Source organism: Pontixanthobacter luteolus (assembly GCF_009828095.1).
In the GTDB taxonomy this organism is placed as follows: Bacteria; Pseudomonadota; Alphaproteobacteria; order Sphingomonadales; family Sphingomonadaceae; genus Pontixanthobacter; species Pontixanthobacter luteolus.
Window position 1 is genome coordinate 1,087,806 of record NZ_WTYP01000002.1, and the last position, 13,058, is coordinate 1,100,863.

The 13,058-nt window shown below is 58.9% G+C and carries 13 protein-coding genes; 3 read left to right on the forward strand and 10 right to left on the reverse strand.

Annotated features, from left to right (window positions below; all coding sequences use genetic code 11):
- The first annotated feature begins 76 nt into the window (after nucleotides 1–76).
- Nucleotides 77–2,266 carry a TonB-dependent receptor gene (locus GRI43_RS13605; RefSeq protein WP_235903767.1) on the forward strand — a complete coding sequence of 730 codons (2,190 nt, stop codon included), beginning with the start codon at nucleotides 77–79 and terminating at the stop codon, nucleotides 2,264–2,266.
- Nucleotides 2,267–3,257: 991 nt separating this feature from the next.
- Here GRI43_RS13605 and GRI43_RS14040 read toward each other — a convergent pair.
- Nucleotides 3,258–3,392 (reverse strand): hypothetical protein, encoded by a 135-nt coding sequence (locus GRI43_RS14040; protein ID WP_268893602.1) that lies wholly within the window; start codon nucleotides 3,390–3,392, stop codon nucleotides 3,258–3,260.
- 234 nt (nucleotides 3,393–3,626) lie between these two features.
- Here GRI43_RS14040 and GRI43_RS13610 point away from each other — a divergent pair, with 234 nt between their 5' ends.
- Entirely contained in the window at nucleotides 3,627–4,559 is a 933-nt protein-coding gene (locus tag GRI43_RS13610) for a helix-turn-helix domain-containing protein (RefSeq protein ID WP_160731614.1), read from the forward strand.
- A gap of 83 nt (nucleotides 4,560–4,642) precedes the next feature.
- Here the strand turns inward: GRI43_RS13610 and GRI43_RS13615 are convergent, their stop codons facing one another.
- Nucleotides 4,643–5,869 (reverse strand): phage major capsid protein, encoded by a 1,227-nt coding sequence (locus GRI43_RS13615; RefSeq protein WP_160731615.1) that lies wholly within the window; start codon nucleotides 5,867–5,869, stop codon nucleotides 4,643–4,645.
- 171 nt (nucleotides 5,870–6,040) lie between these two features.
- Between GRI43_RS13615 and GRI43_RS13620 the strand changes: the two genes are divergently transcribed.
- Nucleotides 6,041–7,135, forward strand: coding sequence for a hypothetical protein (locus GRI43_RS13620; RefSeq protein ID WP_160731616.1), 1,095 nt, complete (start codon nucleotides 6,041–6,043; stop codon nucleotides 7,133–7,135).
- Here the strand turns inward: GRI43_RS13620 and GRI43_RS13625 are convergent.
- The 8 genes from GRI43_RS13625 to GRI43_RS13660 all read right to left on the reverse strand — a co-directional run bounded on the left by GRI43_RS13625 (nucleotide 7,125) and on the right by GRI43_RS13660 (nucleotide 12,906).
- Complete coding sequence (locus GRI43_RS13625) at nucleotides 7,125–7,370, reverse strand: hypothetical protein (protein WP_160731617.1); 246 nt, start codon at nucleotides 7,368–7,370, stop codon at nucleotides 7,125–7,127. The genes GRI43_RS13620 and GRI43_RS13625 overlap by 11 nt on opposite strands.
- Nucleotides 7,354–7,875, reverse strand: coding sequence for a hypothetical protein (locus GRI43_RS13630; protein WP_160731618.1), 522 nt, complete (start codon nucleotides 7,873–7,875; stop codon nucleotides 7,354–7,356). Before GRI43_RS13630 ends, GRI43_RS13625 begins: the two co-directional genes overlap by 17 nt.
- Before the next feature lie 89 nt (nucleotides 7,876–7,964).
- Nucleotides 7,965–8,339 carry a hypothetical protein gene (locus GRI43_RS13635; protein WP_160731619.1) on the reverse strand — a complete coding sequence of 125 codons (375 nt, stop codon included), beginning with the start codon at nucleotides 8,337–8,339 and terminating at the stop codon, nucleotides 7,965–7,967.
- A gap of 231 nt (nucleotides 8,340–8,570) precedes the next feature.
- Entirely contained in the window at nucleotides 8,571–10,394 is a 1,824-nt protein-coding gene (locus GRI43_RS13640) for an AAA family ATPase (protein ID WP_160731620.1), read from the reverse strand.
- A gap of 113 nt (nucleotides 10,395–10,507) precedes the next feature.
- The gene (locus GRI43_RS13645; RefSeq protein ID WP_160731621.1) at nucleotides 10,508–10,990 is read right to left on the reverse strand and encodes a hypothetical protein; all 483 of its coding nucleotides are present in this window, start codon (nucleotides 10,988–10,990) and stop codon (nucleotides 10,508–10,510) included.
- Between the two features lie 68 nt (nucleotides 10,991–11,058).
- Nucleotides 11,059–11,313, reverse strand: coding sequence for a hypothetical protein (locus GRI43_RS13650; RefSeq protein ID WP_160731622.1), 255 nt, complete (start codon nucleotides 11,311–11,313; stop codon nucleotides 11,059–11,061).
- A 7-nt stretch (nucleotides 11,314–11,320) separates the two neighbouring features.
- Nucleotides 11,321–11,617, reverse strand: a complete 297-nt coding sequence (locus GRI43_RS14105) for a helix-turn-helix transcriptional regulator (protein ID WP_420850007.1) — start codon at nucleotides 11,615–11,617, stop codon at nucleotides 11,321–11,323.
- 71 nt (nucleotides 11,618–11,688) lie between these two features.
- The gene (locus tag GRI43_RS13660; RefSeq protein ID WP_160731624.1) at nucleotides 11,689–12,906 is read right to left on the reverse strand and encodes a tyrosine-type recombinase/integrase; all 1,218 of its coding nucleotides are present in this window, start codon (nucleotides 12,904–12,906) and stop codon (nucleotides 11,689–11,691) included.
- Between the last annotated feature and the right edge of the window lie 152 nt (nucleotides 12,907–13,058).

Consider the following 13,058-nt stretch of genomic DNA (forward strand, 5'->3'; position numbering starts at 1 on the left):
ACCCCCATCCAATCAATTTCGGACTATCATCATGAATTTTGCCGCTTTTGCGGGCTGTGCGTCATGCATTGCCGTCATGTCTTCGAGTGCTTCGGCACAAGAGCCCGGCTCGGCATCGGACGCTGCAATTACCGTTACCGCGACCCGGCAGGCCGCCCCCATCGAGGCTGTGCCGATGTCGATTGCGGTGATCGATGCAGCGCAGCTTGAAAAAGCGACCGGTTATCTCGGGGCGGAAGACATCACCGATCTGCTCCCGGGGGTTGAGGCAGCCGTGGCAAACGGATCGCAAGTGGCCTTCCAGATCCGCGGTATCGGTGCGGTGGATCATCAGGCTCTGACCCCGACCGCAGCCGCCGTGTATTCCGACGGTGTCTATCTGGCGACAAACGTCCAGACTGGAGCGCTGCTGTACGATCTTGAGCGGGTGGAGGTGCTGAAGGGGCCGCAGGGCTCTCTCTACGGGCGAAATGCATCGGGCGGTGCGATTAATCTGATCAGCCGCAGACCCACAGAAGAAACAGAGGGATTTATCGAACTTGGCTACGGCAATTTCGAACGGTTCGATGCCAATCTTGCCATAGGCGGAGGATTGGCTGACGGTCTCTCTGCACGTCTGGCGGCGAAATACCTCAAACGCGGCCCGGTTCTGAACAATGTCGCAGGGCCAAGTGAAGCTGGTGGTGAGCGGGACGAATTCGGGCTCCGCCTGTCGGCATTGCTCGACCGAGGCGGCGCAAGCCTCCTGCTGCGCGCCCATTATGAGGCGGATAACGGGATCAATCCCACGCCGCGCAACGATGCGCTGGAACTTGGCCAACACCAGATCGCGAGCGCGGGTGACGGGGTGCAGGATACTCGGAATGCGTTCTACGGCGTGTCAGCTGAATTCGAAACGGACTCGGCGGGGTGGGAGATTTTCTCGCTCACCGCATTTGAGGGCTACCGGCAGAATTACGGCTTCGATTTCGATGGCACGGTGGCGCCGTTCGGGATCGGCTCTCTGAATGCCAACCTATCCTACGACCGCTATTTTACCCAGCTTTCCAACGAAACCCGCGTGCTGCGCCGCACGGCATGGGGCAGCGTGATGTTTGGCGCATCGGCGGCATACGAGCAGTTCGATCAGCGCTACACGATCTGGTGCGGCGACCTGGACGCTGAAACATTGATCGGAAGCTGCAACTATGTCGGGGCACCGGGCCGTGTAGGGCCCGATCCAGCCAGCGATGCCGCCCCGTCGACGCTGGTCACAGATATTGCGCAGGAACGCACCGCATTGGCGTTGTTCTCGTTCAACGAGATCGACCTTACCGGCAGGCTTTCTCTGACCCTTGGCGCCCGGCTGACGTCCGAAAACATCCGGGGGGAAGGGCAGGGATTTCACGTGTTCACCGACGGCGTGCGGGCACTTAACAACCGTGACGGTGCCGGTCCGGCGGCCGGGTCAAACCGGATCAGGGACACACGCCTCAGCGGAAACGCCGCGCTGAGCTATCGCATGGGGAACGGGCAAGCCTATGCCTCGGTATCCAATGGCTACAAATCAGGCGGTTTCAACGGAGAGGTCGCCAACAATGCGGCGCATTATTCGGATGAGGGGCTGTTCGGGCAAGAAACGGTGACCGCTTACGAACTTGGCTACAAGAGTTCCGGTTCGCCGGTATTGGCTTATTCGCTGGCGGCTTTTTATCAGGACTACGACAATCCGCAGGCGCGAATTTTCGTCCAGTTCCCGCTGCCGGACGGATCGACCATCGTTTCCAATTCACTGTCCAATCTCGACCGCGCAGAATCATACGGGGTCGAAGCTGACGTCAAATGGCGGCCGATCAATGGCCTGACGCTTGATGTAGGTGCCGTCTGGAGCCGCACCCGCATCCGTCAGCGAAGCGCCATTGGCGGCAATGCCGCCTTGTTCGATGGAAACCCGCTGCCGTTCGCGCCCGAATTTTCCGCGGTTATGGGTGCTTACTATCGATCGACCCTGTCGCAGGCGCTTGAACTGGATGTCAGCGCCAATGGCAAATACCGCAGCGCGTATTTTCTGGACGCGGAAGGGCTGGATACCAGAAAGCAAAACGGCTTTCTCACGGCGCAGGCGCAATTGTCGCTTCGCTTTGTTGGGAGCGGGACTGCGATCACGTTTTGGGGCCGCAACCTGACCGGCAGGGACTACGCGCTCTCCGGCTATGGTTTTATCGGATACAACACCTTCCGCTCCGACCCGCGCACTTACGGGGTGAAGGTGAGCCATATTTTCTAGGCTCGCCGTGCAGACGAAAGGGAAGTGGCGGAGACGGAGGGAGTATGACCCCTAGGAAATCCGGGCATTAGCGGGCTAGAAAAACCTCTTACCCCCGATTTAGCCCCCGCTTGCGTTTGTCACGAATCAGTCGATCCGGCACCCTCTCCCAAGTGCTGCACTTCCTGCAAACGGCGCGCTTGAACTCACGAAAAAGTGCGCTGCGATTAAATTCTGCGTCGGGGATTTGCCGCCGAACAGCGTCTTCCAGAGCGCGTCGCATATCAGAGCTAAGGTGGTCGATTACGCCTTCAACATTAACACGAGCCATTGGAAGAATCCTGTTTTAATCCGAGATGATGCTTCAAGAGCAAGTGTGCTTTGGAGATTTGTGGAAGTGTGATGGCGGGCCATTGCTCCATTGCCGAAACCAAGCTGCTGGGAGGAGCGCGATCCAAGAGGCGTGCGCCTCGGCACCGTCGGTCAAACTGAGCCTTGATTGCGAGAAAGTCTAAGGAGAGGTCGCGGGGGCGGCAGCACGATCCATAACGGCGATCACTTCCGCAACTACACAATTCGTTCTCACGAAACTCGATCAATCGATAATAGGGGTCACACCGTCCGGCTTCATCGGGCATCGCATATTGCCGCCCCGGCCACCGTTCGAAAATTTCGAGGTGCGCGTGACGAAGTGCCCAAACTGAATACAGATCTAGCAATGTCCTTAGATCGCCACCGGGTTGCCAAGCGCCGTCTAGTTTCATGTGAAAAGCGCAGACGGAGCCATCGACCATATTCGTATGGCGTCTGCCGATCCACGTGACACCAGAGTCGCTTTTCCAGAATGCCCAACCTCGCGGCTCGATTTGGACCGTGGACGGCAGCGCGATGACGAACAGTGCGCTTCGATCTAATTCTGTCGAAATCTCGCTTTCAGCGGTGAGCCAGACGCCATGCCTATCCGGGGTCAGAGAAGCCCCCGGATAGGCATCGGCAACTTGCTTCTCCTGTCCTAGATAACCATCGGAGAGGTCGACGATCCGTGCTTGGGCACGGGACGGCCTCGGTCGTCGGGACGCCCCTTTCCTTCGGGCGGGCCTTTTCCCTTGTCGGGCTGCGGATCGCTGCGGTTTCCGTTGTTGTTCATTTTCGGTCTCCTGGACTGATTCATTGGGAGAGGTGTCATCAAGGACCACAATGCCCCTGTTCTTCACCCGGACCGCGCAATGGTCGTCCAAACCATCGCCGATCCGTTGCAACTCAGTCCGCTCATCCACAGGTTAGCCTTCCAATTCGGTCGCCGATGTGCGAATCTGTGCCACACGCACACATTGGGGGGTCTTGGCGATTGTGTCAAGGCGTGCGTTTCGCACAGGTGAATATGACGAAATTGGACCAGAAATTCGTTGCTGCGATCAAGGACAAGCGTGAGCGTGAAGGGCTCAGCATCCGAGCATTGGCCGCTAAAATTGGAATGAGCTTCTCAAGCCTCGCGCGTATCGAGCGTGGCGAAGGAGCGCCCGACAACAACTCAAAAATTCGGCTTCTTGAATGGCTGGGCGCTGATGCTGACGACGCGGGTCTCGGCTTTGAGGATGTGGCGTTTGTGCATTTCCGCGCGGCGAAGAATGCGGGGTCGAAGACAGTTCAAGCTCTATTGGATGCGGCGCTTTGCTTCAAAGCTGCTCATGGAAACAGCGAACGCCCGATTGAAGCGCCGGAAACCGAGCATGTAGCTGTATCAATGTCGAAGGAGGACCTAGAGCAAGCCGCTGAACGGTTTAGGTCAGACGTGGAACTCGGCCCAACAGACCCGCTTGATCCGTTCGATTTGATCGTAGATTCAGTTGCCTTGGAGACGGTCACTCACACAGATTGCATCGACGCGAAGGCAAAGCGCTTCCTAATGAACGCCGCTTGTCGAGAGTGGTCAGCCATGAGCGTGCCACTCGATCCTGCTCAAGAGGAGTGGATCGTTTTTCTGAACGACTGCCACACGATAGAGCGCCAGAGAGTTACTCTCTTGGAAGAATATTGGCACATTTTGTCGGGCCACAAGCTCACCAAAATTGCGAAAGTTTCCGGCGCTTTTGGCCGCACCTATGACACAGCTGAAGAACACGACGCATATTACATGGCATCGGCTACGCTTCTCCCTAGGAACGCGATCACACAGCGTGTCGAGAAAGGCCAAACTTCTGTGCAGATTGCAAAGGCATTTGGCACCTCGCCAGAATTGGTCGAGTATCGGATCAAACGTCTAGGTCTTTGGCGGCAACACGTCGGAAAGAAGGTCTCGCTGTCGAAAGAGTAGGGTCCCAAGGAAGGGTGCAAAAGGCCCGCCAGCAGTCTCCTACCGGCAGGCATCGATCAGGCTTCCTGCATGGCTCCTAGCCGCTAGGCGGCGGGGATTTGCAGGAGACGGATAGCGTGGCAATCGCTGACGCCCGCCCCAACGCGCTTGGTAGCGTAGAAATTGACGAACGGTTTGTTGGTAAAGGGATCGCGGAGAATGCGCGTCCCGATGCGGTCGTTCATGAGATAGCCCGCGTTGAAATCGCCGAACGCCAAGGCGAGGTTGCCAGCGGTGGGCGCGGGCATTCCCTCGTCAATCTCGACCGGGCGACCGAGAAGCGTGGCCGGCTGGCCAACGATGAGGCTTTCGCGCCAGATGAGGTTGCCGTCCGCATCACGGAGCTTCGACAGAACCGCCGCCGTGAGGCTCGACATGAGCCACGTCGCGTTTTGGCGATAAGGAGCGGCGAGGCCATACATGAAGTCGATAAGCGGCTCCACTTCGATAGCCGCCTCGACAACCGTGAGGTTGCCGCCGGGATGCGTCCCATCGTTCGCGCCGCCTGTGATGTAAGTCAGGAGGCCGTTTGGCTTGTTGGTCCCGTCGCCGGACAGGAATGCGATCCCCTCCTGACGGTTGAACTCGATCCGAAGCGAGTCAACGAGCCACGCGGCAACGTCGATGGCCGCATCGTCCAGCAGGCGCTGCGTAGCGGTCGGCATTGCGTAAATCTCGCCCGCCGCGAACGTGATGGTCGAAAGGCCCGCGTTCCCGGTTTCCGGGCGCGCTGCGGTTTCGCCGACCCAGCCCGATCCCCACTGCGCGTCGTTCCAAAGCGTCGAGTATGCGCCGACCGAAGTGGGCACCACCTTGGCGAGGCGGCGCATGGGCGAGGCCGCCACCTGGGCCTGATTGATGCGGCGATCCCATTCGACCGGGGCGAGATAGCCGCCGCTCGAATTGTCACCCACCGACATTGCCGCTTGGATCGTGGCGCGCTCACCGATCGCATTGGCTTCGCTCAGCTTTGCTTCCGCTCCGTTATCGCCGCGCCGGAAGTAGCTGGCGAAAGCGCTGGAGTATTCCGGCTCGACGGGAAGGATGGTTGGGTTGCTGTTCGAGAAGCCTCCGCCGCCCTCGAATTGGCGCTGCATATCGCCCATTGAAGTGGTGAGGTTGCAGACCGTTTCTTCGATCCCGGCGAGCCGGGAATCGGTTTGCGAGCGAATGTCGCCCAAGGTGGACTGGATTTGGGCGAAAAGAGCGGCTTCGCCGCCTTCGGCCCGGACTGCGCCGCGAAGGGCGCGGGGAATGTTTATGTGCTGCATTACAGCCTCCTAAAACGAATGTTGGAAGGGTCGGCAGCGTCCGGCTTACCTGATCGCTGTAGCGCGGCCCCCTGATAGCGTCCGGCTTGCCGGGGGTGGCGCTCGATCTAGGCTTGAAGCTCCCTCAGCCGTGCATCAAATAGAAGCGGAAAACGAGGCAGGGGCTATCTCATGGCGGACAATGAAAAAGAGGACGGAGAGAAGAAACCGAAAGGAACCTTGTTCAATCTGTCTTCTTTAATTCCCGAGGTTGAGCATGACGGCACAACCTACATCTCAACGGTGACATCCACTGATAGCTGGGCCAAGCTGAGAAAAGAGCTTGCGGCTGATGAAGATATGAGCGCGGAGGATTTTTCCGCGCGGGTGGTCTTACATTCGATCCGGCCAAAGGATTCAGAAGATCAAGTCGATGAGGAACTAGCGCGCAGCCTCGCTTCGAATGACGGGTTTCTCGAAAAGCTGATCTTGGCGCACCCCGAATTGTATTCTAAAATTGATCGTTCGGAAAGCGGGGACAAGCCAAAGCGCGTGGAACTACTCGAACGCGGTGAAGATGAGTCCGCAGCGGCATTTCTCCTTCGAGCTTTCCGGGATCATGATGAGCGAAGAGTTGCACAGACTAAAGCCTTCACCGAAAGGATGACGCGCGAATTTCAGGGCTTGGCAGGATCGCTTAGCGGCAAAGGTCTTGATGCCCTCATCCGGGGCAATTCGGCATCTGATCGCATCAAGGATATCATTGAGGGGTCGCATTCCTCGCTGATCGACAAGGCGCTGGGTCGTTCGGCGTATGGCGCTGATACCTTCACGGCCCCAGAGCCGATGCGACTGCCTCCGATGCCTGAAAATCCTATTCACGAGACCAATCGCAAGCTGGCGAAGATGGCGACATCAACCGAGGAAATGAGGCAAGTCATCTTCCAGCAAGCAGAAATGCAGAGGTCCTTAAATGAAGTAGCCACGGAACTTTTGGACAAGTTTGTAGAAGGTTCGGCAACCGCAGAGCGCAATGCAAAGCGAGCTATAGGGGTCGCGGTAGCGGCTGTGCTCGTGGCTGTCGCGACTTTCATAATTGGTCAGCTGACTAACAAAGCTCCGGAGGAGATGGTTGCTCAACAAGGAGAGGTTGTAAGCACGCTGCACGAAATCAGAGACTATGCGAGAGCTAGTGACGAGGCCGCAGCGGAACAGGATCAACAGATGATTGAATCGCTCGACAAGATCGAGGAGCAAACGGCGAACCCGACGCGCCCTAGCCGCTGACCTTCTCCATCACTTGCCGCTCAATCACATCGAGGCCCGTGCGGAGCCATTCGACTGCGGCTAGGCCCGGACCCTTCGCGCCTTCGGCAATGTCGAACGCGGAATAAAGCGAAGCGAGCGCAATGTCTTCGGGGCTGATACCCTTCGCATGGCATTCGTTGGCGAGCCGCCGCTGTAGATTGCGGACCATTTCGATAGCGCGCTCACTGACTGCTTCGTCACGACCCGTCATCATCGTCTCCCGGACCGCCGGGGAAGGCGATCAGGTTGTCGTCATATGCGGCGCGCGCACCTTCGTTGCCCTTGTTGATCGCGCGGCGCTTTGCGGCCTCCCGGTTATCGCCCCCGGCCTGCGCGCGGGTATGGATGCCGAGAGAGCGGCGCATGGCGAGGATCGAAGTAGACCAAGTCGGGCAAGCGCGGGCGCGAGGGTTGGGGACTGCGTTGCCGTGGCTGTTGGTAAGGGAGAAGCCTTCGCTCGCCAGAGTCACCTGCTCGCGCTCCAGCATGACGATCTGCTTGGCGAGCGTTACCAGCAGCCGGATTTTGTGCGCGGTTAGCTCGCTCTTGCTGAACTCCTCGGTCAGCTCGGTGAACACTTTCCGTTCATAGGCGGTGAGGGTCATGTCGGCAGGGACAGTGATCTTCTTGCCGCCCGCCACGATGGCGGCTGCTACGCCTTCCTTGCTGTCCACGCGGGCCTTGCGCGGCTTCTTGGTTTTCACATCGGTGTCGCTCATCTCGTCATCTCCTCAAGCGGTGCCATTTTTCGGGGTTTGATTGTGTATTCGTGACTGCCGCCGGTTCTTCGCTGCCCAAGCGGGAACTTTTAGTGCCCCCCAGGGGGCGGATCGCTGGGCAGGCGCTTGCGATACTTGCGGGCTAGGCGGTTCCAGATGAGGCCGGGATCGCGCGCCGCCGCCTGTCGGATATTGCGCGGCAACTCGCGGGCGAAGGCCGTGGTCGCAGCATCATGGACGTCCGCCTTGCGAAGCCAATTCCAATGCTTCTCGCCCGGTTGCGCTTCAATGGGAACGGAGGGGCCTCGACCTTTCCAATCGCGCACCGTCTTGCCGGGATTGTTCAGCAAGTAAGTGCGAAGCTCTAATGCCTCATTGTCAGGCCGACCGCGAATGCAGCGGGCGATATGAAACTCGAAATCCTCGATGTCGTTCTGGCCGAATGAGCGGGAGTAGTCGGTCATATGTAATTCCTTGGAGAGGGGGGAGGGACCTTCGGGCCTCCCCCTCCCCTTACGTAGTAAGGGGCCGGGTCAGAGGCGAAGCTGGGGCGTAGGAAAATCAGTGACTTAGCCAGCATTCGGGCGAGCTGGGGCGACACTGAGGCGAGAGCACTCGGGCGTAAAGAAATCAGTAACTTAGGCGCGATCCGCTGACACTGAGGCGACACTCGGGCGACACTGGGGCGAAGGCGATCAGAACGGTTCATCGCTGACCTCCACCTGTCGAATTTGAGCGAGGCCATCGGCCTTGTGACCCGGCGATCCGGGCTTGGGGTAATCGAGTTCAACTTGCTCAATGATCCCGGTCGCCAGCAGCCGTTCCATCGCCGCCCGGAAATGCTCGACGGTTATTCCATCGGCATTCGGCATGAGCGCGAACGCTTTGGGCGCGAAGCTCGAACCAGCTTGAACGTGCTTGGACACTGGGCGATGGTCCGCGTTCCGCGCTGCGAGGCATTCGAGGAAGCGTTGATCTTCGTGACGTTCGCGTGCCGTTGCCGAGTTTTCGCCCGCCGGGATTTCAGCTTCCAAGCGGAACGCGCCGCGATGCCAACGCAGGTCCAGCGGCTCTTCCATCCGCGCATAATTCGCTTTCGCCAAGCGAAGCCGCCTTGCGTCGGGATCGCCTTCGACTGTGTCGAGATGGATATGCGATCGAACTTGGTTCTGAAACGCGGTCGAGCCGGAATAGCTATCCCCGGCCTTGTTCGGGTGACTGATTAGGATGATCGCTGCCCCGGTTTCGAGCGCGAGGGAGTTTAGAAGCCCGATAAAACCCGCAACGTGCGCGCGGATATTCTCGTTGCCCTCGAAAAAATGGGCCACGTTGTCGAGCACCACGAACCGCGCTCCGGTGTCGAGGATGTGCTGTCGTATGACCTCGAATAGCGGCAAGACCACGATCTTGTTCGTCTGTAGATCGACACGCACGAGGCCCTTGTCTCGAAGCGCCACGAGCGAACACAGAAACAGGTTGTCTCCGATCCGCTCAAGACTGGCATTAGCCGCATTCGCCGCGCCGATCAGGCGACGGGTATTTTCCGCGTCGTCATCCTCAGCAGTGATATAGATCGAGGTCGCTTGCGTTGTGGAGAGGCCGTATGCCCGCGAGCCAAGCGCGACACAGGTGGAGAGATAGAGCGCGATGTGCGACTTGCCCGCGCCTCCGGGAGCCGTGAACATCGTAACGAGGCCAGCGGGAACGGCCTTGGCGACGATGAATTCGCGTTGGCCCGGTGCTGCGCCCGAAAGCGATCCGGCAGAGGTCAGCGAGATTTCAGGCTTCTCGCGCTCGCTATCGACCCTAGGAGCGTTTGCATCGCCATCGGCAGGACTAGACCCTGAGCCGCGCGCTGCAACAGCCTCTACGGCCTTTAGGAGGTCGCCTTTCGTGCGGCCTTCTTCGAGCCAGTCAGTTACGTCCTCCTTCTGGCGCAGGCCGACCAGTGAAAGCATAACGACGCGACGCGCGCCCTTCCGCAATCGGGCTGCGAGCTTTGGGCCGCGTTTCGCACCGACTGGATCCCGGTCGAGCAGGACACAGACATTTCGATCAGCGAAGTATCGGTTGAAGCTAGGTTGCCACTTACTCGCGCCGCCGAAGTTGGTTGTGGCGATCAGGTCGAGGTCGAGCAGCGTCTCAACGTCCTTCTCGCCTTCGCATAAGAACACCCACTCATCTGGCCGCTCGCTCGCCGCCGCGATCAATTCGGGCAAGCGATACAACAGCGCGGGTTCATCGCCCTTGCCAATCTCGAAGCGCTCCAGACCCGCGTGGCGATAGAATGCCTCCGGGTTTTCCTGTTGCGAGAGCTTCAGCATATCGAGCGCGCCAGCGAACCGCCGCCCGGTCAAGAACGCCTTATCGCCATCAAACCGTCGCCCTTTTAGGATCGAATAGGCATAACGGCCATCTTCGTGATGATAGTGGTATTCCGCCTCTAGGGCTGTGTCCCTGTCCCACTGCGGCTTGTCTGGATCGCCTTCGGACCACGATCCTTCAACTCGACCTGTCATGGCGCGCACCTTCTAATTGACGCGCCGCAGTCCGATAGAAGCGAGCGCGGTTGATCTCCGCTTGAGCATGGACGGCCCCGGTCGATGGCTTCGCACCGGGGCCGTTTCGTATTTCAGTCGGCATCGCCCGCCCCAATCACGCGAGGCGTATTGGCAATCGCTTCGTCCACGCGGTCTGCGTAAGTTTTGAGGTCGATCACGAGCGCGAAATTGAACCGCGATCCGCTGATAAAGCCCGTCCGCAATTCGGCCTGATCGTATGGGAGCGTGCTGACGTTGCCGTTGACGGTATAGATCACTGCCCACTGCTCGACTTGCGGCCTGTGCTGGTGCGCTTCCATGACCCGGCGCGCGATCCGCGCGGCCAGAGGGGTTTTGAAATCGGCTGAAACGAGGTCCGACATGAGGGCGAACATCGCGGCTTGTAGCGACGAGAAGAGGCGCGGCTTCCCGTTCTCAGAAGGCTTGTTCGGAAGGACGGCAGCAAGACTTTGATCGCGCTCCGCTGCCTGTCGCCAGTGCGCGATATTCGCGTGGTAAGTCGGCGCGACCTCCGGCATTACGGCGGGCGGAATAAGAATGGTGTTGTTGAACATTGTAGTTTCTCCTTCGATTGAGCGAGGAGGAGAAAGCGCCACCCTCGATTCAAAGAAAACTGCGACCGCTAGGATTTTTTTCGCGCGCCTTTTCTCGCGGAATGCGCGGCCACCTGGCCCAGCGTCATGTCGCGCAAGGGGAGCCTATTCGCGGTCCACAGATCGCGGGCCGCACCGAAGGCTTCGTGCTTCGATCCGAATGTGCGGGGAGCGCCCACGCCGGAGGCTGGGGCCGGGTTTATTGAGACGGTGTAGGCGAAGCCCACAGGCTCGATAACCACGAACGGCCCTTTATAGCGCGGCGGCGCTTCGTCATCAGCCATAGCTGGCTCACGCGCACGGGCGTTCGGGTCGTTCGCGCTGTTCCCGCTCAGCCTTACGCTTGTCGAGCCAATCGTGAACCTCGCTCGCTAGCCATCCTTTAGATCGAGGTCCAAGCTGGATGGGCGGGCTTAAGCCGTGCTCAGCTATCAGCCGCTCAATCGCGTTGCGCGAGAGGCCAAGCAATTCCTGCAAATCACGTTGTCGATATACAAGCCGTTCCGGGCTTGTCGGTTGAGTATTGGCGGTTTCCGTCATGTCGCGTCCTTCGCGTTGGGGGCGACACCAAGAAGTTACTCCCGGCATCAGAAGGACTCGGAAAGATTCACATATCCACGCCAAAAACTAGAACGTTTCGTCGCAGGGAATGCCTCAACTCATCGACGAATTGGCACAATTTCTGCTCCGGCCCGCGAATCACCCTCAGAAAACGCAGACCAATCGGCCATGAGTCGCGCACGTTTCTCGAATAGATCGCCGCGCCGATAAGCGGCCTCGACCGCGTTGCTGACCGTATGTGCCAGCGCCATCTCGACAACCGCATCCGGGTAGCTGGTAGTTTCCGCCGCCCAATCCCGGAAGGTCGAACGGAAGCCGTGCACGGTGAGATCGTCGCGCCCCATGAGCTTGAGCGTCTTGAGCATCGCCATGTTCGAAAGCGGCTTGCCCCGGTTTTGTGGGCTCATGAAAACATAATCGCCCTCGGTATCGCGGGGCAGCGATTTGAGCAGTCGAACAGCAATGTCGTTCAGCGGGACGCGGTGATCCTTGCGCGCCTTCATTCGCTCAGCCGGGATTGTCCAGACTGCCTTGTCCAAATCAATCTCTGACCATGTAGCGCCTAGGGCTTCGCTGGTGCGAGAGGCCGTTTGGATCGTGAATTCTAGAGCGCGGGCCGCGATCCCCTCTCGATCCCGTAAGGCTGCGATGAAATCTGCTAGCTGATCGTAGGGTAGGGCGGGATGATGCCGCACCTTCTGCACCTTCGTAGCCTTCGGAAACAGGTGATCGAGGTTGCCGCGCCAACGCGCCGGGTTATCGCCGGATCGAAGGTCCATTGCGGTGGCGAAATCGAGCACCTTTTCCATCCGCTCTCGCACGCGCTTCGCGGTTTCCGCCTTTGTGGTCCAGATGGGTTCGAGCGCTGCGAAAATGTCGGCAGTCACGATGCTCGAAACGTCCATCTCGCCAATCTTGGGATTGGCGTAGGTCTTGAGGGTCGAGCGCCATTGTTTCTCGCTCTTGTCGTTCGTCCATCCCGCCCGGAGCGAAGCGATGCACTGTTCAGCGACCTCAGCGAATGTCGTGATACGGGCCTTCGATACCTTTGTGCGGTCAGCAAGCGGATCGACACCCTGCCGGACTTGCTTGCGAAGGTCGCGCACATCCTCTCGCGCTTCGTGAACGGTTTTCTCGTCAGCGGGGCCTAAGCTCATTTCCCTAGAGCGCCCGTTCAACGTGTATCGGAACTCCCAGCGCTCGCGCCCGGTCGGCCCGACAATCAGCCAAAGATTGTTCCCGTCGCCATACTTGCCCGGCTTCTTGTTCTTCAGCCGGAGGAAATTGGCGGTCAGCTTCTCAGTGGTTGTGGGCATATCGAGGCTCCTTTACCCCCGATTTAGCCCCTGAACAACGTGCAAGTCGACAGGTTTTTAGAAGTATCTAGAAAGCGCAACTTCGGAGCGCGGCGCTTCAAAACCCTTGGAAATCCGAGGTTTCTAGGCACCTTTCGGGTTTTCTGGGATAA

Bases quoted from the DNA above. Each gene is read 5' to 3' on its own strand.
- GRI43_RS13605 (WP_235903767.1), top strand. From the start codon at position 77: ATGTCTTCGAGTGCTTCGGCACAAGAGCCCGGCTCGGCATCGGACGCT.
- GRI43_RS14040 (WP_268893602.1), bottom strand. From the start codon at position 3,392: ATGAACAACAACGGAAACCGCAGCGATCCGCAGCCCGACAAGGGAAAA.
- GRI43_RS13610 (WP_160731614.1), top strand. From the start codon at position 3,627: ATGACGAAATTGGACCAGAAATTCGTTGCTGCGATCAAGGACAAGCGT.
- GRI43_RS13615 (WP_160731615.1), bottom strand. From the start codon at position 5,869: ATGCAGCACATAAACATTCCCCGCGCCCTTCGCGGCGCAGTCCGGGCC.
- GRI43_RS13620 (WP_160731616.1), top strand. From the start codon at position 6,041: ATGGCGGACAATGAAAAAGAGGACGGAGAGAAGAAACCGAAAGGAACC.
- GRI43_RS13625 (WP_160731617.1), bottom strand. From the start codon at position 7,370: ATGATGACGGGTCGTGACGAAGCAGTCAGTGAGCGCGCTATCGAAATG.
- GRI43_RS13630 (WP_160731618.1), bottom strand. From the start codon at position 7,875: ATGAGCGACACCGATGTGAAAACCAAGAAGCCGCGCAAGGCCCGCGTG.
- GRI43_RS13635 (WP_160731619.1), bottom strand. From the start codon at position 8,339: ATGACCGACTACTCCCGCTCATTCGGCCAGAACGACATCGAGGATTTC.
- GRI43_RS13640 (WP_160731620.1), bottom strand. From the start codon at position 10,394: ATGACAGGTCGAGTTGAAGGATCGTGGTCCGAAGGCGATCCAGACAAG.
- GRI43_RS13645 (WP_160731621.1), bottom strand. From the start codon at position 10,990: ATGTTCAACAACACCATTCTTATTCCGCCCGCCGTAATGCCGGAGGTC.
- GRI43_RS13650 (WP_160731622.1), bottom strand. From the start codon at position 11,313: ATGGCTGATGACGAAGCGCCGCCGCGCTATAAAGGGCCGTTCGTGGTT.
- GRI43_RS14105 (WP_420850007.1), bottom strand. From the start codon at position 11,617: ATGCCGGGAGTAACTTCTTGGTGTCGCCCCCAACGCGAAGGACGCGAC.
- GRI43_RS13660 (WP_160731624.1), bottom strand. From the start codon at position 12,906: ATGCCCACAACCACTGAGAAGCTGACCGCCAATTTCCTCCGGCTGAAG.